This window comes from Streptomyces sp. NBC_01255, assembly GCF_036226445.1.
GTDB lineage: Bacteria > Actinomycetota > Actinomycetes > Streptomycetales > Streptomycetaceae > Streptomyces.
The window spans coordinates 1,338,307-1,361,466 of the sequence record NZ_CP108474.1 but is presented as its reverse complement, the minus strand read 5'-3'; the positions used below and the strand labels follow the sequence as shown (position 1 = coordinate 1,361,466).

Here is a 23,160-nt window from a genome sequence, read left to right as displayed (position 1 = left end):
CCGTCCTCGTGGAGTTCCCCCGATGCCCGTAACCCGCCTGGCCTCGAGCCGCCGAGAGGCTCACCTCACGATTGCCGAGCAGTTCCACGCCTTCGACGCACAGAACCCGCACGTCTACCGGGCCCTGGAACGACTCACCCGCGAGCGGCTGGCGGCGGGAGTCACACGCATCAGCCTCAAGGCCCTCTTCGAAGCCCTCCGGTGGCGGCTGCCGCTCGGAGTGCACGGTCTGAACAACAACTTCACGGCCCTCTACGTCAGGCAGCTGATCGCCGAGCACCCCGAGTGGGCCTCCGCGTTCGAGCTGCGCCGCCGCCGCACCCCCTGACTTCCCCCTCGTTCACGCCGTTCCCGTCGCACACCTGGAGTCGTCTTGTCCGCTCGTCCCGTCGTGCTCGTCGTCGCCCCTGGTGACCGCACCTACCGCGGCTACTGCCTGGAGCAGGTCGCGGCCGCGTACGACATCGTCCTGATCACAGGCACCGAGCCGTCGTGGGAGAAGCCCTTCATCGTCGACCACGTCGTCGCCGATCTCGACGACACCACTGCTCTGATGGCCGCCGGCCGCGCCCTGGCCGAGCGCCACGAGGTCGCGGGCATCGTCACCTGGTCGGAGTGGCACCTCGTCCCCACGGCCCGGCTCGCGCGCGCTCTCGGCCTCGCCACGAACTCGGTGGAGGTGATGCAGGCGTGTAGGAACAAGGCCACAGCCCGCACCTTGTTCGCCCGCCACGGCGTCCCGTCGGCCGCTTCCATGAAGGCCCGCTCCCTGGTCGAGGCCGGCCTCGCCACGATGACCATCGGGTACCCCGTGGTCATCAAGCCCGCCGCCTTCGCCGGAAGTATCGGTGTGATCCGCGTCGACCGGGCCGAAGCCCTCCCCGATGCCTTCCAGTTCGCTGCAGCCGGGGCCGACCAGAGCCTGGAGGACACGGCGGTCCTGGTCGAGGAGTACCTCGACGGCCCGGAGATCTCCGTCGAGTGCGTCACCCATCGCGGCGTGACCACCGCCGTTGCCGTCACCAGCAAGTCCCTCGGTCCGGCCCCCTATTTCGAGGAGACCGGGCATACCGTCGACGCCCACGACCCTCTCCTGCCCCAGGTAGGTCCTGTCGCCGCCGCTGCGATCAAGGCTCTGGGAATCACCGACGGCATCCAGCACGTCGAGATACGCCTCGTCGACGGCCGGCCCCGCCTGATCGAGGTCAACGCCCGCATCGGCGGCGACATGATCGGCCACCTCGTGCACCTCGCCACGGGCATCGACCTGCCGAGAATCGCCGCCGACCTCGCCACCGGACGCGCCCCCGACCTCACGCCGGCCCACCGCCGGGCCGCAGGCATCCGCATGCTCTACCCGGCTGCCTCCGGTGTGCTCACGGAGCGCCGGATCACCCAGTCGTTCGCAGCCCACACCCCGTGGCTGCGAGAGGTGACGTGGATCCGCGAGGTCGGCGACCAGCTCGTCCTGCCGCCCGAGGGCGACCTCTTCACCGGCCGCGCCGGCTTCTACATCGTCACCGGCCGAGACACGGCCGAGGTCAACGAGTATCTTGACCAGGTCGCCGAGGAGGTCGCCGTCGAGACCTGGGCGGCCCGATGAACCTCCGCACCGAGGATGCAGGGGAGGTCGACGGAGACGTCTTCGTCTCGCCCCGCTACCTGGCCGGAAGCACCGCGACGGGGGACCCCGCTCTTCAGCCCCTGTTCGTACTGGGCTGGGAGCTCAGCCATGACGACCTCGGCAACGCCTATGTCAACGCCCCTGACCGCAAGGTCCGGCTCGGCTTCCTCCCCGAGGGGGAGGACGACGGACTGTGGCGCATCAGCGCGTACCGCGACACATTCGGTCCGCCCGTCTGGGGCGTGTGTTTCAACGACATGGCGCCCACGGAGTTCTTCTCTGAACTAACGAGAGGGTCCCGTGATCAGGTGACGGGACGATCAGTCGGCCGGCATGGAGCCGGAGAACGACTGCGAACGGTGCGGGTGTTAGTTTCCTTCCCGTGTTAAAACACCAGGAGGAGACCAGGGCGGCCTATGACGGGGTCGTCGACCTGTATGCGTCGATGTTCTCTAGTCAGTTGGAGACGCGGCCGTTCGCGCGGAACATGATCGGGACCTTCGCCGAGCTTGTGCGTGGCACGGGGAACCTGCGGGCAGCCGATGTCGGGTGCGGACCCGGTCATCTGACGGCCATGCTGAACGACTTGGGGCTGGACGCCTTCGGGCTCGACCTCTCCCCGGCCATGATCGCCCATGCCCGGCGGGCGCATCCGGCGCTGCGGTTCGACGAAGCGCGGATGGAAGCCCTGCCGGTCGAGGACGGCGCGCTCGGCGGAGTGCTGGCCCACTACTCGATGATCCATACCCCACCTGGGGAATTGCCCGCGTTGCTCACCGAGCAGGTGCGTGTTCTGGCATCAGGGGGCCTGCTCCTGGTGTCCTTCTTCGGGACTGAGGAAGCGGAGCCGGTCCGCTTCGACCACAAGGTGGCGCCCGCCTATAGCTGGCCGGCGGACCGGTTCGCCGAGCTGCTGGCCGGGGCTGGCCTCGTCACGTTCGCCCGGCTGCTCCACGACCCAGGGTCCGAGCGGGGCTTCCTCGACACTCATTTGCTGGCTCGCCGCCCGTAGGGGGTTATCCGCGTGGATGAGGCTCGGCTAACTTGAGGGTCCTCCTGCCGTACTGATTCGTGTCGCGATCTGGCTGAAGCGGGGCATGCCGAGATCGATCACTTGGGATTGACGGACTTGCTCTGCATCGAGCTGGGTGAGTTTCTCCTCTGCGCTCGCGAGGCTGACTTGAAGTCCTTCGATCTCACCGAGCCATCCTTCCTGTTCTGCTTCGGTGATTCGGGCGCTCAGGTTGTCGCGGATCTCGACGAGGCGGTGTCTCTGAGCTGGATCCGGTCGGAGCATGGAACATCGAATGCACGCGTGTTCGTGGATGCAGGGAGTTCCGAAAGCGCGAGCGCAGATTCCGATGGACAGTTTGCGTCGCTCGAAGTGCCCGAGGAAGGCGTCCCATTCTTCGTTGGTTGGGGTTCGGTACTCCTCGCTGGGTCGGAGTGCTCTGCGCCGGGCGATGAACGCGCGATGGGCCTCGATGGCCTCGCTGGGGTAGATGGCGTTGTATCCCATGGTCGTGTTGATGTTGGTGTGCCCGGCGATGACCTGCGCGATGTGCGGGGGGAGGCCGCTGCGGATGGCGTCGGTGATGAAGATTCGCCGGAAGTCATGGGGCGAGAAATCTAAGGGCTGTCCGGCCGAGTCGGTGAGGTTCGTAGACGCCAGTACTTCTTGGAGTGCTTCGCGCAAGAACTTCGGGGAGAGGCGGGAACTCTCGCCGCTGCGGCGCCACTGGAAGAGCAGTGGCATCTGCGGGTTCCAGGTCTTCTCAGCCATGTCGTAGCTGGAGACGTAGGGGACGGCACCGGTGCGCGGGTCGCGAATGCGGGCGATGATCGCGCTCAGTACGTCGGCGAGTTCTGGGCTGACCAGGATGACGCGTTCCTCGTCGGTTTTGGAGGGCGCGATCTGCAGGAGGGGGACAATCTCACCGGTCGTGGGCAGCCTGTATTGGATCAGGCTGTGATGGCTGGCCTCCAGCATTTCCTCGATGCGGACACCGGTGTGCTGAAGAAACTCGATCATTGCCCATGCCCAGAAGGCGCGGCTCTCCGCGAGGCGCAGGTCGATGCGTCGGCCGGTGGCCATGTTCACCGCCCAGGTCGTTCCGTCCTTCGCTGCTCGCGCGAAGGTTTCGCCCGCGAAGGTGAATTGGTTGCCTGGTGGGGTGTCCCTCAGTGCCTGGAGCCGGGCTTTGGCCTCGTTCAGGCATGATGAAGCCGCTCGGGCGACGGCAGGCAGAGCCGGTAGCCGTTCCCGTGTCCGGTGGTCCATCCGGGCCTTGCGCCGCTTGTTGTCCTTCACGACGGCGACATCTGCGTCCTTGATCGGGCTCGGCACCGCCCAGGGTCCCCAGCGCGTCGGCTCGTCGATGGCCCACTGGGCGATGTCGAGATAGAACGCCCGGACAGAGATCATGATGCTGGCGATGTTGACGCGCGCGGTTACCACTTCACGCACTGTGCCGTCGGGCTGGCGGCGACGTTCGATGCGGGTCCGGCATCTCTGCTTCCAGGCCGCGCTCACCTCGGGTGCCAGGTGGAGAGAGTCGATTCCCGGATGATGTTGTTCCAGGTCCCCCCAGAAGTTACTGGCCAAGTGCCGGGACAAATTGTTCAGGGACGTGTAGTCGAGACCGGGCTGCCGCTCTTTGAGGTAGTCCACCAAAAGATCTCTGATGGGGCGGTAGCGGACGCCGAAACGGTCGATGAGCTGTTCCATCGACACCTGCCCGCTGGTGTTGGCCAGGTAGCGCAGCGAGCTGGGAGCTTCTGCGGGGAGGGTGCCCAACTCTTTCAGCCAGGCATAGAAGAGGGTGTAGCCGGTGGACCTGTCATTCGCTGCCTTGAGCGCGGCGAGATACTCCACGGCGTCGCCGACGGTGATGTCGGCCAAGATGCCGCCCTTGGCGGCAACGATCTTGACCAGGGCGTGCAGGGCATGGCGCCCAACGTTGGAAGACCACGTGGCAGGTTCGACCATCGCTTCAAGCTGTGCGAACCCTTCCGGGTCACGGGTAGGGATGAGCCCGATCCGCAGGCTGGTCATGTTGGCCGAGGTTCGCGAAAGCAGCCAGGGGAGGGTCGGCCTGATGACGTCTGCGCAGATCAGACTCAGTAGCCCGCCGGACAAGGTCTGCCGTTGCGAGGGGCCGCCGGCGGTTCCGATCCAGCCGGGTGCCAATCGCGCCCAGTCGTTGCCAGGACGTGTGCTGGCGGGGCTGGCGTTCCACCGCTGCTGCCAGGTGGCCCCCGGGAAGGTGTCCAACCACTGCAAGATCTGCCGAGCTCCGCGGATCCGGGCTCGATGGAGCCTCACGTCCGCCGGCCGCAGGGGAGGCTGCTGCAGACGAGCCAGGATGTCGACCTGCGTGCCTGCCGTGGCCACCCAGTCGTCCTCGGCAGGTCTGGGCGGGAAACGCAGGGCGACGGCTTTTAATGCCTCCCCGCCCAGGCTCAGGGACGTGGGAGGTGCGACATGCGTCGCGACGGACATCGTCTCTGTAGGTGTCACTAGGCAGTCCCGAAAAGGTTGTTGAGGGATTCAGGGTTGTAACCGGCCGCTGGAGGCGGGGGAACCCGCTCGGCGGTCTTGGCCCGGCGGGCATGGTGTGCTCGAACGTGTTCGATCACCTCGTCCCGATCGGCCGGAAGATAGAGCTGTGTCGTGGACAGGTGCGCATGGCCGAGGACCCACTGCACGTCGGTCAGCGGCATCTTCGGATCCCTCGCCAACCGATAGGCGGCGGTGTGCCGAAGATCGTGAAGAGTCCAGTTCGTGCCGAGCAGACTGTTGGCCCGGTCGAACATCGCCCGGGCGGTCGCATAGTTCAGGGGACGCCACGGACGGCGCAAGGTCCACCACAGCCCCTCGTTCTGTCCACGGGGCACCCCCGACCGCCAGGCGCTCTCCTGGTAGAGCCGTAGCCAGACGAAAGCGTCGGACGAGCAAGGGAGTTGTTGATAGGCGCGGTTCCCCTTGCGGACCACACCCAGGAGCTGCTGGCCGGGCAGCGCGTCGCGTTGCCGACTGGTGAGTAGTTCCTCGGCACGAGCCCCGTTGGAGACCCAGAACGCCAGCAGAGCTCTATCGCGATCGTGCTTCAGTGCTGCGAAGAGCGCGTTGAACCCTGCGTCAGGGATCCGGCGAGGGGCTCGCTTCGGGACGGTCGGCCGGTAGCGGCCCTGCCGTTCGTGACGAAATTGCTCGTCAGGATTGTGGTGAGCATGCGCCCTGCCGTGGCGCCGGGAGCGATCCAGAGGAAACGGGTTCAGGATCGGCCCGGTTCCTTCGGAGAGGTGGAAGTCGTAGAAGGCCCGCAGGACGGTCTCACTGTGTGCTCGCGTTGTTGGCGCGTACCTCGAACCGGGAGATGACTTTCCCGTGATCGGATTGGGGATTCCAGCCGGCAGCTGTTGTGGTGCTGGTTTCGGCACGGATCCCGTCTGCATGGCCCGCCGGTGGCGCCAGTGCAGCGGTGCGGACTTGTCTGCGACCTGCATCCACCGGGCGAAGTCGCGAGCGTCCGACCGAGCTGCACGATCCCAGGCGACCCCCCAGCCCCACAGGAAGCGCCACCAACGCAGGAGATCCATTCCGTACGACCGGATCGTGGCTGCTGACTTGCCGCAAGCCAGCAGCTCCACGAAGAAAGCGGCCACGGGTTCGATCTCGGCACCGTCCGTGTCCAGGAGGACAAACGGCCTCCAGACATCTCCCGTCTCCGCCAGCTGTCCGACCTCGGGCAGCACGAAGTTGGCTAACTCCCTCTCGGGATCACGTCCAAGCATCCACGGAAGCTAGCAGATAGGCCGTCTGACCTGCGAAAATGATCGAGTTAGTTCAGTCAACGGTTCGTCGCCGCCTTCACCACCGCCCTGGCCAAGGCGTACACAGCCGGCCCGCACACGTACCTGGCCCCGCCCCGCCCCGAGAACGAGGAACTCGACGCGTTCCAGCCCATGGTGCCGCTGATCCAGCGCGGCTGGAAGATCCAGCACCCACGCTGGGGCGTCCTCGAACTCCAGACCCCCGACGGTCTGGCCGGCATCGAGTACACCACCGGCGACCTCGACGCCGAGAAGGAACTCACCACCCTGGAGGCGCGGTGGTACCTGTGGGGTGGCCCCAAGACGAGCTACGCCCGCTGGTACGCCACAGCGTCCACACATACGCCGATCGCGCTCGTCAGGGCCATCACCGACAGCGTCTCCGACCCGTCGCCCGTACCGCGCTGGAAGGACAGCATCCTGTCCTCGCTGCCCGAGCACGCCCAGCTCACCCCAGTGTTGCCGCCCAGGTCCCCGGCACCGACCCCGCGCGACCTGCAGCGAGCCGCTGCCGCTCGCCGCACACCGGCACTCACCACACGCAGCGTCCCCCGGTGGACCACAGCCACACGTCCGCAGACGAGCCGAGTCCGCTGACCCGCCACTTCCCCGACCCGCCTCCCTCATGAAGGAGCACCACCTTCGTGCACGCCCGTTTCGTCCGCGTCGCCGTCCGATCCCTGGCCGTCGCCATCGCCGCAGGTGCGGCCGGCACTCTGGCCTGGTCACCTGCCCAGGCCGCCCCCGCGCCGAGTCCGCTGGGCCCCGGATACACGATCCCGGACTCGGACGGCAACGTCGGCGCCTCGCACATCGGCGCGTACGGCCCGCCCGGGCCAAAGGTCTTCGGCAACGCCGAGACCTACTGCGCGGACCCCGAGCGCAAGGGCCAGCTGACTCCGGCGGGTACAGCGACCCGACTGTGGTCACGTCTTGGACGTCCTCGGTGACGGGCAAGCCGATGCCCCGCGAGAACCTGGCGTACGCCTCGTACGTGATCGGCCGGTACGGGCAGACCCGCGACCACGCCCAGGCCGCAGCGGTCGACGCGGCCGTCTACGAGTGGCTCGCGGGAGGCACGTACGGGATCGACGGCACCCGGGGCAAGCAGCGCCTCGCCTACCCGGTGGTCTCGCCGACCGCACGCACGCTCGTGCTGCGGTACATCGACGAGGCCAAGCGGTACGCCGGCCCGTACGCCCTGCACATCAGCCCGTCGGTCACGAAGACGCACACCGGCCAGAAGGTCACCGTGGCGGTGAAGGTCACCTCCACGCTCACCGGCGCCGCCGTCCCGGGCGTCACAGTGCAGCTCGCCGAGTCCGGCTCCGGCACCGCCACTGGCAGGGTCACAACGGACCAGCAGGGTTCCGGGGCCTGGGAGTTCACTGCAGGGGAGACCGGGAACGCCACCCTGCGGGCCACTGCCACCGGCCTGCCCGGCTCCCAGCTGAAGGTCCTCACCCCGCAGAACCCCGCCGCGCAGCGCATGCTGCTGGCCGGCGACACCACGACGGCCGAGGACACCGCCACCGTGGACGTCACCGCAGCGCCCGGCGGCGTGGAGATCCACAAGAAGGACCCCGAAGGCTCCGTCCTCACCGGGGCGGCCTTCCAGCTCCTCGACTCCGCCGACAAGGTCGTCGCCGAGGGCAAGACCGACGCGAAGGGCATGCTCCTCCTCGACGGCATCGCGCCTGGCACCTACCGGCTGCGGGAAACATCCACGGGCGACACGATCCACGACCTCGTCCCGGACCAGGACGTAACCATCACCGAGAGCCGCACGGCCCACGCCAACCCGCTCGTAGTCATCGACCCCTTCAAGAAGGCCGAGCTCCTCCTCCGCAAGACGGACAAGGCCACCGGCGAGACACTGCCGGGCGCGGTCATCAACATCCGTATGGACGAGGTCGGCCCGAACGGCGAGCACCAGCCCGGCAAGCAGCTCCTCGCCCTGACCACCGGCAAGGACGGCACCGCCACAGCGAAGCTCGATGTCACCCTCAAGGCCGGTACCCGCTACTGGGCCACCGAGACCACCGCCCCCAAGGGCTACCAGCGTGATTCGCAGCCCGTCGCCTTCACCGCCAAGCCCGGCGAGCGCGTCACCGTCAGCCTCACGGACATCGCCATCCCGCCGAGTACGCCGCCCATCACACCCCCGGCACCGGCCACCGAGCAGCCCCCGTCGATCCCGCCGTCCGGCAGCCTCGCCCACACCGGCGCCGAGACCACGACTTGGCTCCTGGCAGGAGCGGGCAGCCTGCTCGGCATCGGCGGTGCCCTTTACCTGACCGCCCGTCGCCGGCGGCGGGCCATGGAGGGCACTGTCGACTGACGATCCCTCGTCTACTTGCGTCGATTCCCTAGGAGTTCATCATGTCCCTGACGTTCCGCTCTCCCCGCCGCTCGATCTCGGCGATGGTCATCGCACTCGCCGCAGCCATCACCGGCGCCCTTGCCGGGGCCCCGTCCGCCACCGCCCACAGCACCGGACAGACCGACCCCGCCCCGTCCGCACCGACCGCGCGCGCTGCATCCGAGGTCGGCACCGGAGGCGTACGGATTCTCAAGCAGGATCCGGAAGGTGCCCTGCTCGCGGGCGCCGCGTTCACCCTCGCCGACGCCACTGGCAAAGAGACGGCCCACGGCACGACCAACGCAGAGGGCCAGCTGGCCTTCGTCGACCTTGCCGCCGGCATCTACCGCCTGCGGGAGATCTCCAGCGGCAGCCCGATTCACGACGTGGTCGCTGACCAGGACGTCATCGTCACCCCCAGAGCCGACGCCGCTGACGATCACCGACCCCTTCAAGCCCGCCCAGGTTGTCCTCCGTGCCAAGGACGATAGGACGGGCAGGCTCCTTCCCGGCTCAACCGTCAACATCGGCATCGGCAACGAGGTCTTGCTGACGCTGACCACCGGCCCCAAGGGCACTGCCGCCGCGAAGTTGCCAGTAGCCAGCAGGAAGAGCGAGTTCTGGGTCAAGCAGGTCAAGGCCCCCGAAGGCTACGACCTCTACAAGCCAGCGAAGATCTTCACCGCCGGCCTCGGCGCACCGGTCACCGTGACCGTCACTAACGCCAAGACCGCCGTGGCCCCCAAGCCCACCCCGAGCCGGAGGCCGACGCACCAGCCCACCAACAGACCGCTCACACCTACCGGTATGCCAACCGAGATCACCTCGGGGCATCCGAAGCCCGACGCTCTCACCGCTGGCACCCGCTCTGCGCTGTCGCCGACCGCTGCCGGATCCGGCTTCGTCTCGGCGGATGCACCGACGGGTGCTCTCGCCCAGACGGGTGCCGGCGTGACTCCCTGGGTTCTCGGCGGAGCCGGACTCCTGCTTGCTGGCGGCATCGGTGTAGTCGTCGCCGCTCGCCGTCGCGCGCTCTCTGTGTCTGGCAAGGAGGCCACCGGCGAGACCAACTGACTCACCCCCTGCTCTCAGGGCAGGCCCCGTGGACCGTTCCACGGGGCCTCTTGGTCGTATGACCGCACATCGAGCTGGCCATGGCGAAGCGCACCGGCCATGAAACGAGGAGGACCTGCGCCGTCAGAGGCGCGCGCCTACCCAACGGGAGGCCCTTCCTGGGTGAGGCCAGCACGCTTGGCGAGGGTGCGGTCAAGGGGGATCAGAGGCGTTGGGCTGCATCCAATGCGAGTGGGCTTCGGAGGGCAGGCGGGTGAATGGGCCGCAAGTCTCCGGGGGCGACACCAGCAACGAGGAGCAGTTGGTCGAGGTCACCTGAGCCGATGACCTCGACGGAGCACGCGGTGCAGTCGCCGGGCCGGACTGTGTGTCCGGCGCCGGACTCGCCTCGATCGCGGGCGTGAACGAAGGCGTCGCTCGGGTAGTCGGCCCGTAGCGCGTGCCATGTGCCGATGCGCTCGTCCCCGAGCAACCCGGCGGCCACCTCCGGTCGCATCGGGTGCTGGCTCCGTCCGTCGACTTCGCGGAGCAGGAATACGCGGTCGACGAAGTCGGTCGTGTCCTCCTGAGGGCGATGCTCCGCGTGCCATGCGAGTGCTTCATCCCGGCTGCCGGGGCCCCAGAGGTAGTCCACCGGGTACTGGGTGAGCTCATAGCGGCTGTCGAAGTTCATCCAGTGAAGCTCTTGGCGGCGGCCAGTTCGGTCCCGGTGGAAGGCCCTGATCAGCACGTACTCGGCGCCGTCAGCAGAGTGTGGCTGTTCGCGCAGCGCGTCTGCTGATTCCAGTCCTATCCGCCCATCGGGGCCCCAGCTCAGCGCCAGGATCTCGCGCCGGAGAGGCGCAGGGAAATGCCGCCCCCCGACGGTGGGCTCCCCCCACAGCTGGTTGACGAACTCGGCGAGATCGGAAAGCGTGCGGGCTGCGTCGACGGGGGTGTCGACCTGGTGGTGCGTCGGGTGGGCGACGTGGTTGCGCAGGTCGGCCAAGGAATCCTCGATGCCGATGCTTCGCCTGCCACGGAGCAGCCCTGCGGTACGCGCCCACCGCCGCAGGCCGCCGAGCATTCCGTTGAACGCGATGGGCGTTCCGTTCACCAGGAGACGGGGCTTGCGTCGTCTCAGCCGTTTAGTCAAGCCAGTCACGTCCTCGAACGACGTGACGGTGAAGGAGCCGGTCTCCTCCGGCTCGGCGAGGGAGAAGGTGACAGTGCCGGCACACCACTCCATGAAGCGGTCGCGCAGGGCCTGTTCGAATGCCAGGAGGGCCGCGTCACTTACCAGCGTGTACATGTCGTAGCAGAGCACGCCGTAGGCGAAGACGTTTCGGAGGCGCTCGAAGGACCGACGGGTCCCCTCGGCGACTCGGTCCGACAGCACGAGCCCGGCGATCTGGCTCTGTTGGAACTCGGCGGCATCCTCCGGACGCATCCGGCCCCCGAGTCCGAACGGGTTGAAGGCCAACGACAGTTCGTCGGCGGCCTGCAGTTCCTGCAACGGCCGGATCTCCACGGAACGCTCCTTGCTTCTGGGCAACAGAACAGCATCACCCAGCGGTGGCTAACGTTCCACATGTTTAGTCGAGTTGGGCGTGCCGAGGTGGCAGCTCACCGTAGGATCCTCGGCCTCGATTCCCGATGCTGTGACCTGGGTATTCGTCTCCATCTCACGTCATGCCATACGACGGCCGTCTCTGGTGAGCGGCGTAGGTTCGGCAGCTGAACGGCTTCATGCGGACTGGGCAGTCAGGGGGTGCGGCGCTTGACGAGGCGACGTGCCAGCCGAGGGGCGGCGATAGCCGAGAGGAGCGCGGCGAGCGGGACGACGACGCCCACCCACGGGTCGCGGATGGGCTTGTATGTGGCGATGCCGTTCCTGATCTCAATGAAGCCGAGGGGCTGGGCTCCGGCTCCTCCACCACCTCCACCGCCCTCGCCGATTCTTGAGGTGTTGACTTCACGGCCCGTGCCGCCGCCGAAGGCGAAGCCGATGCGGGCGACCGGGATGATGGTGACGCCCTGACCCACGGCGGGCTCGCCGTGGACGGCGGCCACGGAAGCACGGCCACCGAGCTTGTCTGCCAGGCGTTCCAGCAGGGTGACGGATGCGTGGGCCGACGTCAGGTCTTCGAGGACGGCGGACTCGGGCCCGTCTTGTGCGTTGGTCATGGGGTGCCTCCGGTCCATGGGGGCAGTCGCGTTCCGGCTCGACGGCCACCAGACGCCTTCCCCCCCCGGCCGGATAGGACCACTGCCCAAGTCCTCCTCGGCATCGGCACCGCCCTTGTCTACCCCACCCTCCTCGCCGTCATCGGCGACGTCGCCCACCCCGCCTGGCGCGCCCGCGCCGTCGGCGTCTACCGCCTGTGGCGCGACGGCGGCTTCGCCGTCGGGGCCCTCCTCGCCGGCGTCCTTGCCGACGCTTACGGCCTGACGACCGCGATCTGGGCCATCGCCGCCCTCACCGCCGCCTCCGGGCTGGTGGTGGCGGTCCGCATGTACGAGACGAACCCCGGACAGGGGCTGGGAAGAGCCGAGGCCAGGTGACGCTCGAGCGAGTGATGCCGCTGACGTGGTTGTCTCGGACTCGTGGCCAAACAGTCTGAGATCTGGTCACGGAATTGAGGCCCCACAAGGCGATGTAGGTTCTCGCAGCTCGTGGTGCAGGTTGTGCTCGTCGCCAGCACTTCTTCCGCTGTCTCAGGTAGATGGCGCAGCCGCTCAGTCTCACGAACGTGGCGTTCTGCCTAGCGGTCCACTGGTCAGCTCGGCGTAGGTGCAGCCCAGTTGCAGCCCGAGCGGGTTCGTCGGGGTCGCCGCCGTGTAGGTGGGAGAGCGCCTGCTGCTCGTCGCTCATGCCGCCCAGCCTCCAGCCGCCGCTGGCGAGCGTCACCAGTTCCGGGAGGCGGGGTTCGGGTCTGGGCGTCAGGCTCCCGAGATCACGGCGTGCTCTGCGCGGGTCCACTGGTCGTACTCCTGCCGTACCGCGAGCGCGGCTGCGCCCCGCTGCCGTGCGCGCCCGCGGACCATGTGCCACGCTCGATCCACGCAGGCCCGCAGCGGAACGGGCACCCTGTGTAAGGAGTGCGCCATGGACGCTCCCCAGCGATATTCGCCCGGACGTTTCTTCCGGGACCGTGAAATTAACGAGAAGGTCGGAATCAACTCCGAAAAGACCCTGTGGGAGTGGATGGAAGCAGGCGCACAGCCTCCCCGCCCAGAGGGAAGTGTGCCTCTTCTTCCGGAGTCCGAGCGGACATTTTACCGTGGCCAGCCCGATGATGGCTATGCACTCGTCTCCAGGCTCTTCCGGGAAATATGGGTGAATGACCGCGCCGTGACCGAGAGTAAAATGCAGAACGCTGAGCAGCACCTTCTGAGGGCGCTGAAGTACGGCGAAGGGCTCGGACGGCTGATGACAGACGGTGAACTCCTCGCCGTCCTCCAGCACCACGGAATCCCCACCCGGCTCATCGACGTTTCCGCCGGACTGTTCGAAGCCCTCTTCTTCGCCGTCGACCGTGCGGAGGACACCGAAGGCCGCCTCTTCATCATCGAACTCCCCGCCGTGAAGAACGGTCGGCCCGACACCATCGACCTCACGGCCCAGGACGCACTGGAGTGGGAGGGCGCCGCGCTCGGCCCCCACTACGCCAAGTCCACCTGGACGAACCGGGTTGCCGTGATCCACCCCAACGACCTTGACCCCCGCATGCGCGCTCAGCGGGGCCGCTTCCTCGTCGGCGGCCTGACCGCCATCTATCCCGATCGAACCATGACGTTCAAGGGAAAGCGGCTCACCGCACAACAATTGGATGAGACTTCCAACCTCAGTATCTTCTTCCCGAAGAATGCAGCCCTCGGCGCCAAGTGGCCGGCCAAAGCTTGGACCGTGCGAATCAAGAAGCAATGGAAACGCGGGCTGCGTGACCGCCTGAAGGCTCTGGATAAGCCGATCACCATGGACAGCATGTACCCGCCGATTTACGAAGTGCGCAGACTGGCACTACGGGAAATCGGCAGATTAGTCCGGACTTATTCGATCCCGGCAGGATGAATGCTACCGACCGTCGCAGACGGTTCGATTCGATGGGGCGATTACGACCAGGGAGTATCGCGGATGAGGCTGTGCATCGAAATCTGAGACCTTACAGGCGACGTACGGATTCAGTTTGTCCCTTGTCATTCAATCGAGGCGGTTGACAGCGAACCCAGCCGTTTCGGCTTCTATGTCCTAGCGGGCTCACGCTGTGACTTCCGGATGTTCCGGGCTGAGGTAGTGCACGCGCGTCTGCTCGGCGTGGAGCATCAGCAGGCCGTGCAGCTCCTCGGCGGCGATCTTGAGCAGGTGGCCGTCGCGGGTGGCGTGGAGGGTTTCGAGGACGAAGGCGACGCGGGTGGAGTCCTCGGTGACGCGAGTGCGGTGGGCGTCGCGGTGGTTCCAGTGCCGGGTCAGCACGCCGGCGGCGTCGGTGTAGATGATCTCGCCGGGCTTGGGGTTCTCAGTGATGTCGGGTTCACCGAGCGCGGTGAACTCCTCGGTGCCGTCCGCGTATCGGATCTCGACGGCGCCGGAGACGTGGTCGAGGTCGAAGGCTCCTGCGGGCAGGCCGTGGTGGACGGAGACGGCGTTGTACGAGTCGACGGCCGGATTGATGCGCGGCAGGGTGCCCTTCTTGGCCATGCGGCGCCCCAGGGCGTCAACACTGGGGCGGATACGGCGGGGGTTGGTGCCGAAAGAGCGGTAGGCGGTGTGCCACGCCTCGATCCGAGGGTCGCTCTCGTCGGCCGGGGCCCAGGCGCCGGCGGCCAGCTGCTGCTCAAGGCCGTCGAGTGCAGCGGCGGTGTCGGGCCAGGGCTCGTGGCCGCGCAGTCCGCTGGCGGTGACCACGGCGATGAGAGTGTCGGGGAAGGCGTTGGCGACGGCGGGGGTGATGCGGAAGGCGGTCATGGGTAGAGCTCCGTTCCGAGGTGGTGCGGGGTGGGCGGGGTCAGGGTTTCCAGGGGCCGATGCGGTCCAGGCGGCGCCGCTGCTGGCGGGCCGTGGGCTCGTCGAGGGCCTGCTTGCGGTCGGTGAGGCGCTCGGCGACGGTGGCGCGGTGCTCTACGGGCTTGTGGTCGTCGTACTTGAACTTGGCCCGGACCTCCGTCACCTCCAGCGTCAGACCGCGGATGCCGGGCAGCATCCGCCCGTACGGCGCCTGGTCGACCTCGATGGGGGCGTGGTCGCCGTCGGGCTGAAATTGGGCCATCTGTCGGCGCAGTAGCTCGGCCTTGGCTTCCGGCTCGTCGACGATGTGGGCCTGGCAGATGAACTGGACGGCCGCGTAGTAACTGGTGGGCACGCCGTCGGTGGGAGGCGTGTCGGGCTTGGCGCGCCAGGGGCCGGGGACGAAGGCGTAATCGCCGATCACGGTGAAGGTGACGTTCGGGTCGTCCTCGATCGACTCCCAGACCGGGTTCGGGCGGGCCAGATGGATCAGCAGCTGATTGCCGTCGGGGACGAAGTGGGTGGGTACGGTGGTTGGCGCGTGGCCGAGCAGGCCGTTGACGCTGAGCAGTCCGAAGTCGTGGCCGTCGGCGATCCAGGTCTGCCATTCGGCCTCGTCCAGGGCCGCGTCCCAGGGCTGGATGAACATGCGGGGCTCCTTGAGGTGCGCAGGGCGATCAGGTGAGGGCGAGGAGGCTGACGGCGACCGCGGCTGCGCCCAGGCCGACGACCTGCCCCTTGTGGATGCGTTCGGCGAGCACGCTGCGGGCGAGCAGGACCGTGCCGGCCGGATAGAGGGCGGTGATCACGGCGACGACGGTGAGGTCGCCGCTGCGTGCGGCGAGCAGGAACAGCAGGTTCGCCAGCGAGTCCAGCACACCGGCGGTGGCCGACAGAGCGTAGGCGGGCTTCTCGGGGCCGAGCCTGCGGTACAGGAGTCCGGCCGCGGTCAGTGTGACAACCGAGGCGACCGCTCTGCCGATGATCAACGGCGCCACGCCGCTGTCGGACGGAGCCTGGTGCAGGAAGATCAGCTGCAGCGCGATGGCCGCGCCCGCGCCGAGGGCCAGCAGCAGCGCCGTACGCGACGGCCGGGACGAGCCCGTCCCGTGTCCGGCGCTGACCAGCACGACCGCGACCAGCGCGAGCGGCAGACCCAAAAGGCCGGCCATCCCCAGGTGCTCGCCCTGCATGAGGCCCACCGTGACCGGGAGCACGGCGGACACCAGCGCGGTGACCGGGGAGAGCACGTTCATCGGGCCGATGGCGAGGGTCTTGTAGAGCAGGGCGAACGCGGCGGCCGAGGCCAAGCCGGAGGCGGCGCCCCAGCCGAGAGCGGCGGGGCTGAACGAGGCACCGAGCACGGGCCACAACAGCAGCTCGACCGCCAGGCTGGCCGGCGCGGCGACCATCACAGTGCGGAGTACGTGGGCCTTACGGGCGCCCAGGCCGCCGAGGAAGTCGGCGCATCCGTAAGCCAGTGAGCTGCCCAGGGCCAGCAGTAGAGCTATCACGAGGCGATCCCTTACGATTACAGTGGAACGACTAGACCGTACAACGGAACGACCGCCCTCTGTCAACCGAACGACCGGGGGATGCATTCCATTGACCGACCGATGGGGATGGTGACCAGGTGACCGAAACAGACGCGGCCCTGCGCACGCTCGCGCACAACGTCCGCTCAGCTCGCACTCGCGCTGGCCTGTCCCTGGACGAGCTTGGCCGCCGGGCCAAGGTCAGCAAGGGGGCCCTGGTCGGGCTGGAGAAGGCGCAGGGCAATCCGAACTTCGCGACCCTGGTCCGGCTGGCCGACACGCTGGGTGTCTCGGTCTCCGCGCTAATGGAAGGTCCGACCGAAGGGCGCGTCCGCGTGGTCTCGGCCAGCGCCGTGATGCCGCTGTGGGCGGGCGAGCGGGGCAGCGAGGCCCGGCTCATGCTGACGACCTCGGGCCCCGCTCCGGTCGAGGTGTGGCGCTGGCGTCTCGAGCCGGGCGAGGAGTACCCCAGCCACCCCCATCAGGCCGGCGTCGTGGAGACCGTCAGTGTCACCGCGGGGCGCATGGTCCTGGTCGTCGACGGCGCGGAGCACCCCGTCGAAGCCGGGCAGACCGCCACGTTCGACGGTGACGCCCCCCATACCTATCGCGGGGTGGGCGACGAGCCCTGCCATCTGATCATGACCGTCCATCTGCCGCCGGGGCCCGCATCCGCGGCCTGACCAGGCCACGGATGCGGGCCCGCTCCGCTCGCCTTGGTCGACTGGGGTCGATGTCAAACGCCTTGATTGGATGTTGTACGGTTTCGCCCCTCGTGGCACAGGACGTGCTCGCCGACCAGCCGTTCCTTCCGCTGCCTCACACCGAGGGCGCCGCTGCTCAGTCTCACGCACGTGGCACTTCCTCGTGTTGTCGATCGACGGACCGGGCTCGGCACGCCCTGGCGCCACGACGCCGAGTGGGCCCAGGGCATCCGTGAGCCGGCGCTGACGCGCGAGGCTGATGTGGGCGTTTCGGGGACGGGCTGGAGCTGACGCGGATGGCGCATGCCCTGGGCAAGCGGATCGACCAGTTACGGCGCACTTGCGGGTTGGCGGGCGAAGGCCACGGTCAGCGCGCACTGAAGCTTCGTACTTGCAGAGAAGACTGCCGCCAAGCCGCGCCAGATCGAGCTGAGGTCGGACGGCGATGAGGTGGCCATCTCAGATCTGCGGGCACACCATGCGCTAACCGCTAACCGCTAACCGCTAACCGCTAACCGCTAACCGCTAACCGGAAACCGACGAGTTCGCTGAATCTCGTGGGGCTCCTCCCGGGAACCGGTCGCGGTTCTTCCTCTACGGGGAAGAACCTGACGTGGGTTCGCCCACTACAACCCTGCGGCCGTCTGCCGTCTCCCGCCCGGCCAACCGTCACGGCCCGACGGGAATGTCCCCAGCGCGGGAGGTGGCGGGGACCAGGCGGGGCACCAGCCGGACATCGGCGACCATGCCGAGGACCTCGACCAGGGCCTGGGTGACCACAACGACAGCGGCGACGGCCAGGGTCAGAGCCAGAGGCAGGACGACGAGGGAGTTGCGGGTCGCGCCGGTGAAGACGATCGCCCAACCTTTTTGAGCCTCCAGGAGGAGCAGGTGGACCACTGCCTTGCCGGCGAACGCCATGACCACGAGGAACGCCGCGTAGGGCGGGACGACGGGGCGACATCGGCGAGGCTGTCGCCGAGCATGGGCACCTGGGAGGCGACCACGACCAGCAGGGTACCGGCCATCAGCGGCACCATCGTGGTGGTCGCGGCGTCTGAGACCTTCTGTCCGACCCGGCGGGCCGCCCACGCCTGCGGGGCCCACGCGAAGACGAGCGGGATGACGATCAGGACGATGAACGCCTCGACGAACGGGCCGACCTCGACGATGTCGGCCAGCTCCAAGCCCAACAGGTAGAGGAACCCCGGGAGAAGCAACATCTGCGCGACCAGCAGCGCTGGGGTCGCGGCGGGCAGACGGCGGCTGGAGCCGCTGGCGAGCCCGGAGAAGACGATGACGTAGTCCACGCACGGGCACAGCAGCACCAGCAGGAATCCGAGGCGGACGGCCTGGTCGGCGACAGGAAGGTGAACTTCGCGGCGACCACCAGCGGGACCACGACGAAGTTCACCACCACCACCGCGGCGGACAGGAACCGGCCGTCACGCAGCGAGCGGACCAGCTCGGCGGACGCGTGCTCCAGCCCCGGCCCGAGGCCGGGTGCCGTCCAGCGGCCAGGAGGACCCTCGAGGCCGTGAACATCATCTGCGGTTGACGTCTACCACTGGCGACTCGTGGGAGGGGGCCCGGCAGATGCCGGGCTCCCTCCCACGTTGCTCTGCCGTCAAGAGCTGTCCGGCTCGCCTTGCCGAGGGGTCCCTGCAACTCACACGCCGGTCCCGCTCCTGATCCGCGCCTTCTCGAACTCGGACACCGGGTCACCTCCGACGCTCCAGGGCCAGGCCGCGACCGTACCGTTGATCGCCTCGAAGACCGGACGGGCCTCGCCGCGCCGCTCGGCGGCCATCAGCGCGTAGGCCAGCACGTTCAGGTCGGCGAGGGCCGCCGCGTGGTGGAAGAACCCGGGCTGGGCCCAAGCGTGTGCCGCACGGTCGAGGGCCTGGGCGGCCGATGCGTGGGACCAGTGGTTGCGTGCCATCAGCGCCTCGACTCCGCCCAGGGCGAGGACGGAGTGGTACTGCATAACCTGGGCGGTGAGCTCGGTGGCCGCGCAGGGCGCGTTTGTGGGTACGCGGGCGCGGATCGCGTCGACGAAGTCCAGTACCTGGCTGCGCGATCCCATCTCCTCCGGCCCCAGATAGCACAGCATGCTCAGATACACCTCGCGGTTCCAGCGGTCGCGGGCCAGTACCTCGTTCCACAGGCCGAACACCTCCGGCTGACTGCGGCGCTCCAGCCGTGAGAGCCCCAGCATGACCACCCAGGGAGTGGGGTCCTCCGGCGCCAATTCGGCGGCGCGCCGACAGCTGTCGGCGATGCCGGCCGCGTCCTCCAAGTACCCCCGGGAACGTCCGCGTTCGAGCTGCGCCCATGCGGAGAGGACGAGCGCGCTCGCGTTGCGCGGCTCGCGAGAGGCCCAGGCGCGGGGCCCGTGCGATTCCGACAGGCGGTACGCCAGCACGGAGAGCTGATGGGTGCGGCGGTCCCAGTCGGCCCGGCTCTGGTTCAAGAGACGGGATATCTGGGCCATGTACAGGTCTGTCGTCCCGATCGCGCCCGTATTCGGCGTCGACTGAAGGGACTTCAGCAGCCGGCCGAGGGCGGCGTCGTCGAGTTCCAGGGAAAGGCGTGCCCGTCTGCGGCGACTTGAGAGAAATGCCATGCACGGAGGCTAGAGGTTACGAGCCGTGACGCAAGGTGTGCGCTGAGATCGCTACCGATTACACTATGCGATCTAGCCGTTACTCTTCGGTATGGTGAGGCGGGTGCGCCCGGACCCCAGGTGGCCAGGAACGGCGTGATCATGCCGGTGATGGTGACGGGCGGCGCCACCGCGGTGATCCGCGTGGCGCGGCCGGCGGTCAGTGCATCGACTGCGGCCTCGGTGGTGTCCGCACGGGCGGCCGGGGCGCGGGCCAGGGGAAGGAAGTGCTGGCCAGCCACCGTGGTCGAAGATCGTCACCTTTGAGGCCCTTCACCAACTGTGCAGTTGGCGCGACAGCGAGGGCAGGGCGACGCGGACCGCCTCGGCAGCCTTGGTGGCGGAACGGTCTCCACAATGCTCAGGAATGAGCGCAGCACTCGGATCTCCGTGGGGGTAGTCCCTCGGGAGGCGCGGGAAGCATGGCACCTTCATGCCTCAAGGGCATGGTAATCAGCCCTTCCAAGTATTTGAGGCTATGGCTGATGGGGCGCATTCTTATTTCACCGGAACTTTTGGTTATCGGAGCCCGAATCTCCGTCGACTTCTCCGGGTAAAATGCACCCTTCGATTGGCTGGTGTTCTCGCATGGCCCGCCCCCTGCCCCTGATCCTCGCCCAGGCGCCCGGCCGCCCGGCCGACGACCTCGCGGGCTTTACCGCCGACGTGGAGCGGCGCGTGAAACTACGCGCAACCGGTGCCCTCGTCGTCTACCCCGAACTGCACCTCGGCGAGAGCGCCCCCGGCGTCCCGGCCGACCCGGGGCAGGCGGCCGAGCCGCTCGACGGCAAACGCGACGCGGTCTTCGCCGAGCTCGCGGGGGATCTGGGCATCTGGCTGGTACCCGGCAGCGTCTACGAGCGAGGAGACGGCGACCGCGTCCACAACACGACACCGGTCTATTCGCCACGGGGTGAGCGCCTTGCCGCGTACCGCAAGATCTGTCCGTGGCGCCCGTACGAGACGACCACACCCGGCAACCGGTTCGAGGTCGTCGACCTCGCCGGGGTCGGCCGCATCGGACTGTCCATCTGCTACGACACCTGGTTCCCGGAGATCTCCCGCCATCTGGCCTGGATGGGCGCCGAGCTGATCGTCAACGTGGTCCGCACGCCGACGAGCGATCGCGCACAGGAAGTCGTCCTCAACCGCGCCAATGCCATCGCCAATCAGGTCTTCGTCGCCAGCGTCAATTCCGCTGCCCCCTCCGGGATCGGCCGCAGCCTCGTCATCGACCCCCAGGGCACGGTGCGCGCCGAAACCGTCGATGCCAGCGACTCCACCCTCACCGACGTGATCGATCTCGACGAGGTCAGCAACGTCCGCCGCTACGGCACCGCCGGTCTCAACCGGATCTGGGACCAATTCCGCCCCGGCGACCCAGCCCTCGACCTCCCGCTGTACGGGGGCCGCATCGACCCCGCCACCTGGAACCCCGCCCCCACCACCGAGGAGCCACGATGAACAGCGAGACCACGGGGAACAACATGAGACTGAAGGGCGACCTGAGCCTCTTCTCCGTCGTCCTGTTCGGCCTGGCCTACATCTCCCCTGGCATCGTCGTCACCATGTTCGGCGTGGTCGCCGCCACCAGCGGCGGCGTGGCCCCCACCGCCTTCGCCGTCGCCACCCTCGCGATGCTGCTCACCGGGCTGAGTTACGCGAAGATGGCACGCGCTGTGCCCGGCGCGGGATCGGTCTACACCTACGCCCGCAAGATGCTCGACAGCCGCATCGGTTTCCTGTCCGGCTGGGCGATGCTGCTCGACTACTTCTTCATCCCGATGGTCGGCTGGCTGATCACCGCGATCTACTTCAACGCCCAGTTCCCTGCCATACCCAAGTGGGTCTGGCTGATCGTCTCGGTGGGCATCACCACCGCCATCAACGTCTTCGGCATGAAGCTCGCGGACCGCGTCAACAAGGTCCTGATGTTCATTGCTCTGGGGTCGCTGGTCCTCTTCGCCACCCTGTGTGTCGTTTTCCTCGGCAAGCACGGCTCGTCCGCCCCCGTCACGGACGCTCTGTGGAACTCCGGCACTTCGATCGGCGCGGTCACTGCGGCCGCTGCCATCGCCGCGTACTCCTTCCTCGGCTTCGACGCCGTCTCCACACTGGGCGAGGAGGCCAGGGGCGGGGCGAGGACGATCGGCCGCGGCATCATCGGCTGCGTCATCGCCGCCGGAGCGATCTTCATCGTGCTGTCCTTCGTGATGCAACTGGTTCACCCCGGCGCGACGTTCGTCGACGTCGACGCGGCCGCCTACCACCTGAAGGTCCTGGTCGGTGGCGAGACGTACGCCGAGATGATCAACTTCGTTACCATCGCCGGATCCATCGCCTCCTGTATCGCCCTGCAAGCCTCCGCCGCCCGCCTCATGTACGTCATGGGACGCGACGGCGCACTGCCCAAGGCCGTCTTCGGCAAGCTGTCGGGGAAGACCGGCACGCCCGTCCTGAACCTGCTGCTGACCGCGGCCGCCGGTGTCATCGCCATGAAACTCGACCTGACCACAGCCACCTCGTTCATCAACTTCGGCGCCTTCCTCGGCTTCGCCCTGGTGAACGTCTGCGTGATCGCCCACCTGGTCCGAGAGCGCAGAGACGGCCGCACCCCCAACCTCTTCTCCTTCCTGGTGATGCCGGCCATCGGCGTTGGCGTCTCTCTCTACCTGCTCACGAGGCTCGATGACGTCGCACTCCAGATCGGCGGCGTCTGGCTGGCGATCGGCGTCGTCTACCTGGCCGTCCTGACCAAGGGCTTCCGCCGACCCGCACCGGAGATGACCTTCGACGACGACACCGCGGTCACGGACAGAGCCACCGCGTAGCTCCCTCCCGATGTGAGGAGACGAGGATGTCCACGACAACTGCTGAACTGGTCCATGACCAGAGCCTCGGAGACCTGTTGATCCACCGTGATGTGGTGCTCGACGGACTCGATACCCCGCAGCGCGCCGCCCGTACCGTCCTGGTCGACGTCCTGGACGGCAAGGCGGAGGATCAGCTCTTCGATGCCATGCTGGTGGCCAGCGAGCTCATCGCCAACGCCATCCAGCACAGCAGCGGTGCGGTCCTCATAAGGGTTGAGGTCTACGAGTTCGGTGCGGCGTTGGGCGTCGTCGACCGCGGGGCCGACATCACTGCCGTCCCTGCGCGACCTTCGAACTCATCTGTTGACGAAGGGACGGTGGCTGCCAGCGGGCGCGGCCTGTTCATCGTGGACAGCCTCGCCAGCGCCTGGTCGGTCGAGGAGACCGAGTACGGAAAGATCGTCATCGCTATCCTCACCCTTCCAGCAGGCCCTCGTCGATGACCCCTCTCGACCTCACGCGACACCATCTCGGCCGACGATTCTTCGCCCATCCGCTCG

At 67.8% G+C, this 23,160-nt stretch carries 23 protein-coding genes and 2 pseudogenes; 15 read left to right on the top strand and 10 right to left on the bottom strand.

Annotated elements, in window-relative coordinates:
* Window positions 1-22 precede the first annotated feature (22 nt).
* The 4 genes and pseudogenes from OG357_RS05795 (at window position 23) to OG357_RS05780 (ending at window position 2,636) form a co-directional block, all read left to right on the top strand.
* Window positions 23-328, top strand: a complete 306-nt coding sequence (locus OG357_RS05795) for a hypothetical protein (RefSeq protein WP_329620102.1) — start codon at window positions 23-25, stop codon at window positions 326-328.
* 45 nt (window positions 329-373) lie between these two features.
* A complete protein-coding gene (locus OG357_RS05790; protein WP_329620101.1) occupies window positions 374-1,603 on the top strand; it encodes an ATP-grasp domain-containing protein in 1,230 nt (409 codons plus the stop codon).
* Window positions 1,600-1,914 (top strand): annotated as a pseudogene (locus OG357_RS05785) (DUF317 domain-containing protein); the annotation flags it as partial. The gene OG357_RS05790 and the pseudogene OG357_RS05785, both read left to right, overlap by 4 nt.
* Before the next feature lie 92 nt (window positions 1,915-2,006).
* A complete protein-coding gene (locus tag OG357_RS05780) occupies window positions 2,007-2,636 on the top strand; it encodes a class I SAM-dependent methyltransferase (RefSeq protein WP_329620100.1) in 630 nt (209 codons plus the stop codon).
* A 27-nt stretch (window positions 2,637-2,663) separates the two neighbouring features.
* On the opposite strand, the gene OG357_RS05775 is transcribed toward OG357_RS05780, so the two are convergent.
* Both OG357_RS05775 and OG357_RS05770 read right to left on the bottom strand, forming a co-directional pair.
* Entirely contained in the window at window positions 2,664-5,126 is a 2,463-nt protein-coding gene (locus tag OG357_RS05775) for a tyrosine-type recombinase/integrase (protein WP_329620099.1), read from the bottom strand.
* Between the two features lie 17 nt (window positions 5,127-5,143).
* On the bottom strand, window positions 5,144-6,421 hold the full coding sequence (locus tag OG357_RS05770) for a tyrosine-type recombinase/integrase (protein ID WP_329620098.1): 1,278 nt from the start codon (window positions 6,419-6,421) through the stop codon (window positions 5,144-5,146).
* A gap of 171 nt (window positions 6,422-6,592) precedes the next feature.
* On the opposite strand from OG357_RS05770, the gene OG357_RS05765 reads away from it, so the two are divergent.
* The 5 genes from OG357_RS05765 to OG357_RS05745 are packed head-to-tail and all read left to right on the top strand — an operon-like array spanning window position 6,593 to window position 9,896.
* Window positions 6,593-7,057, top strand: coding sequence for a DUF317 domain-containing protein (locus tag OG357_RS05765; RefSeq protein WP_329620097.1), 465 nt, complete (start codon window positions 6,593-6,595; stop codon window positions 7,055-7,057).
* A 47-nt stretch (window positions 7,058-7,104) separates the two neighbouring features.
* Window positions 7,105-7,410, top strand: coding sequence for a hypothetical protein (locus tag OG357_RS05760; protein WP_329620096.1), 306 nt, complete (start codon window positions 7,105-7,107; stop codon window positions 7,408-7,410).
* The gene (locus OG357_RS05755; protein WP_329620095.1) at window positions 7,407-8,801 is read left to right on the top strand and encodes an MSCRAMM family protein; all 1,395 of its coding nucleotides are present in this window, start codon (window positions 7,407-7,409) and stop codon (window positions 8,799-8,801) included. Before OG357_RS05760 ends, OG357_RS05755 begins: the two co-directional genes overlap by 4 nt.
* A gap of 41 nt (window positions 8,802-8,842) precedes the next feature.
* Window positions 8,843-9,313 (top strand): MSCRAMM family protein, encoded by a 471-nt coding sequence (locus OG357_RS05750; protein ID WP_329620094.1) that lies wholly within the window; start codon window positions 8,843-8,845, stop codon window positions 9,311-9,313.
* A 55-nt stretch (window positions 9,314-9,368) separates the two neighbouring features.
* Window positions 9,369-9,896 carry an LPXTG cell wall anchor domain-containing protein gene (locus OG357_RS05745; protein WP_329620093.1) on the top strand — a complete coding sequence of 176 codons (528 nt, stop codon included), beginning with the start codon at window positions 9,369-9,371 and terminating at the stop codon, window positions 9,894-9,896.
* A gap of 202 nt (window positions 9,897-10,098) precedes the next feature.
* On the opposite strand, the gene OG357_RS05740 is transcribed toward OG357_RS05745, so the two are convergent.
* Together OG357_RS05740 and OG357_RS05735 are read right to left on the bottom strand one after the other, a co-directional pair.
* A complete protein-coding gene (locus tag OG357_RS05740; protein ID WP_329620092.1) occupies window positions 10,099-11,406 on the bottom strand; it encodes a hypothetical protein in 1,308 nt (435 codons plus the stop codon).
* Between the two features lie 233 nt (window positions 11,407-11,639).
* Window positions 11,640-12,062: a spore germination protein GerW family protein gene (locus OG357_RS05735; protein WP_329620091.1), complete on the bottom strand. Its 423-nt coding sequence runs from the start codon at window positions 12,060-12,062 to the stop codon at window positions 11,640-11,642.
* Between the two features lie 3 nt (window positions 12,063-12,065).
* Here OG357_RS05735 and OG357_RS05730 point away from each other — a divergent pair, with 3 nt between their 5' ends.
* Window positions 12,066-12,440, top strand: coding sequence for an MFS transporter (locus OG357_RS05730; protein WP_329620090.1), 375 nt, complete (start codon window positions 12,066-12,068; stop codon window positions 12,438-12,440).
* A 378-nt stretch (window positions 12,441-12,818) separates the two neighbouring features.
* On the opposite strand, the gene OG357_RS05725 is transcribed toward OG357_RS05730, so the two are convergent.
* Entirely contained in the window at window positions 12,819-12,986 is a 168-nt protein-coding gene (locus tag OG357_RS05725) for a hypothetical protein (RefSeq protein WP_329620089.1), read from the bottom strand.
* On the opposite strand from OG357_RS05725, the gene OG357_RS05720 reads away from it, so the two are divergent.
* The gene (locus tag OG357_RS05720; protein WP_329620088.1) at window positions 12,985-13,950 is read left to right on the top strand and encodes an FRG domain-containing protein; all 966 of its coding nucleotides are present in this window, start codon (window positions 12,985-12,987) and stop codon (window positions 13,948-13,950) included. The genes OG357_RS05725 and OG357_RS05720 overlap by 2 nt on opposite strands.
* Before the next feature lie 186 nt (window positions 13,951-14,136).
* Here the strand turns inward: OG357_RS05720 and OG357_RS05715 are convergent, their stop codons facing one another.
* Genes OG357_RS05715 through OG357_RS05705 form a run of 3 tightly spaced genes read right to left on the bottom strand, consistent with a single transcriptional unit; the run spans window position 14,137 to window position 16,397 of the window.
* On the bottom strand, window positions 14,137-14,844 hold the full coding sequence (locus OG357_RS05715) for a B3/B4 domain-containing protein (RefSeq protein WP_329620087.1): 708 nt from the start codon (window positions 14,842-14,844) through the stop codon (window positions 14,137-14,139).
* A 40-nt stretch (window positions 14,845-14,884) separates the two neighbouring features.
* Window positions 14,885-15,532, bottom strand: a complete 648-nt coding sequence (locus OG357_RS05710) for an FMN-binding negative transcriptional regulator (RefSeq protein WP_329620086.1) — start codon at window positions 15,530-15,532, stop codon at window positions 14,885-14,887.
* 28 nt (window positions 15,533-15,560) lie between these two features.
* Window positions 15,561-16,397: an EamA family transporter gene (locus OG357_RS05705; RefSeq protein WP_329620085.1), complete on the bottom strand. Its 837-nt coding sequence runs from the start codon at window positions 16,395-16,397 to the stop codon at window positions 15,561-15,563.
* 119 nt (window positions 16,398-16,516) lie between these two features.
* Here OG357_RS05705 and OG357_RS05700 point away from each other — a divergent pair, with 119 nt between their 5' ends.
* Window positions 16,517-17,101 carry a helix-turn-helix domain-containing protein gene (locus tag OG357_RS05700; protein WP_329620084.1) on the top strand — a complete coding sequence of 195 codons (585 nt, stop codon included), beginning with the start codon at window positions 16,517-16,519 and terminating at the stop codon, window positions 17,099-17,101.
* 690 nt (window positions 17,102-17,791) lie between these two features.
* Here OG357_RS05700 and OG357_RS05695 read toward each other — a convergent pair.
* Together OG357_RS05695 and OG357_RS05690 are read right to left on the bottom strand one after the other, a co-directional pair.
* A pseudogene (locus OG357_RS05695) lies at window positions 17,792-18,635 on the bottom strand (arsenic resistance protein); the annotation flags it as partial.
* A gap of 156 nt (window positions 18,636-18,791) precedes the next feature.
* Complete coding sequence (locus tag OG357_RS05690; protein ID WP_329620083.1) at window positions 18,792-19,748, bottom strand: hypothetical protein; 957 nt, start codon at window positions 19,746-19,748, stop codon at window positions 18,792-18,794.
* Between the two features lie 627 nt (window positions 19,749-20,375).
* Between OG357_RS05690 and OG357_RS05685 the strand changes: the two genes are divergently transcribed.
* The 3 genes from OG357_RS05685 to OG357_RS05675 are packed head-to-tail and all read left to right on the top strand — an operon-like array spanning window position 20,376 to window position 23,103.
* Window positions 20,376-21,251, top strand: a complete 876-nt coding sequence (locus tag OG357_RS05685; protein WP_329620082.1) for a carbon-nitrogen hydrolase family protein — start codon at window positions 20,376-20,378, stop codon at window positions 21,249-21,251.
* Entirely contained in the window at window positions 21,248-22,618 is a 1,371-nt protein-coding gene (locus OG357_RS05680) for an APC family permease (RefSeq protein WP_141297511.1), read from the top strand. The genes OG357_RS05685 and OG357_RS05680 overlap by 4 nt, the downstream gene beginning before the upstream one ends.
* Window positions 22,619-22,644: 26 nt before the next feature.
* Window positions 22,645-23,103 (top strand): ATP-binding protein, encoded by a 459-nt coding sequence (locus OG357_RS05675; RefSeq protein WP_024758438.1) that lies wholly within the window; start codon window positions 22,645-22,647, stop codon window positions 23,101-23,103.
* Window positions 23,104-23,160: the final 57 nt, after the last annotated feature.

Bases quoted from the DNA above. Each gene is read 5' to 3' on its own strand.
- OG357_RS05680 (WP_141297511.1), top strand. From the start codon at position 21,248: ATGAACAGCGAGACCACGGGGAACAACATGAGACTGAAGGGCGACCTG.
- OG357_RS05770 (WP_329620098.1), bottom strand. From the start codon at position 6,421: ATGCTTGGACGTGATCCCGAGAGGGAGTTAGCCAACTTCGTGCTGCCC.
- OG357_RS05685 (WP_329620082.1), top strand. From the start codon at position 20,376: ATGGCCCGCCCCCTGCCCCTGATCCTCGCCCAGGCGCCCGGCCGCCCG.
- OG357_RS05710 (WP_329620086.1), bottom strand. From the start codon at position 15,532: ATGTTCATCCAGCCCTGGGACGCGGCCCTGGACGAGGCCGAATGGCAG.
- OG357_RS05725 (WP_329620089.1), bottom strand. From the start codon at position 12,986: ATGGCGCACTCCTTACACAGGGTGCCCGTTCCGCTGCGGGCCTGCGTG.
- OG357_RS05735 (WP_329620091.1), bottom strand. From the start codon at position 12,062: ATGACCAACGCACAAGACGGGCCCGAGTCCGCCGTCCTCGAAGACCTG.
- OG357_RS05750 (WP_329620094.1), top strand. From the start codon at position 8,843: ATGTCCCTGACGTTCCGCTCTCCCCGCCGCTCGATCTCGGCGATGGTC.
- OG357_RS05720 (WP_329620088.1), top strand. From the start codon at position 12,985: ATGGACGCTCCCCAGCGATATTCGCCCGGACGTTTCTTCCGGGACCGT.
- OG357_RS05690 (WP_329620083.1), bottom strand. From the start codon at position 19,748: ATGGCATTTCTCTCAAGTCGCCGCAGACGGGCACGCCTTTCCCTGGAA.
- OG357_RS05675 (WP_024758438.1), top strand. From the start codon at position 22,645: ATGTCCACGACAACTGCTGAACTGGTCCATGACCAGAGCCTCGGAGAC.
- OG357_RS05715 (WP_329620087.1), bottom strand. From the start codon at position 14,844: ATGACCGCCTTCCGCATCACCCCCGCCGTCGCCAACGCCTTCCCCGAC.
- OG357_RS05765 (WP_329620097.1), top strand. From the start codon at position 6,593: ATGGTGCCGCTGATCCAGCGCGGCTGGAAGATCCAGCACCCACGCTGG.
- OG357_RS05775 (WP_329620099.1), bottom strand. From the start codon at position 5,126: ATGTCCGTCGCGACGCATGTCGCACCTCCCACGTCCCTGAGCCTGGGC.
- OG357_RS05795 (WP_329620102.1), top strand. From the start codon at position 23: ATGCCCGTAACCCGCCTGGCCTCGAGCCGCCGAGAGGCTCACCTCACG.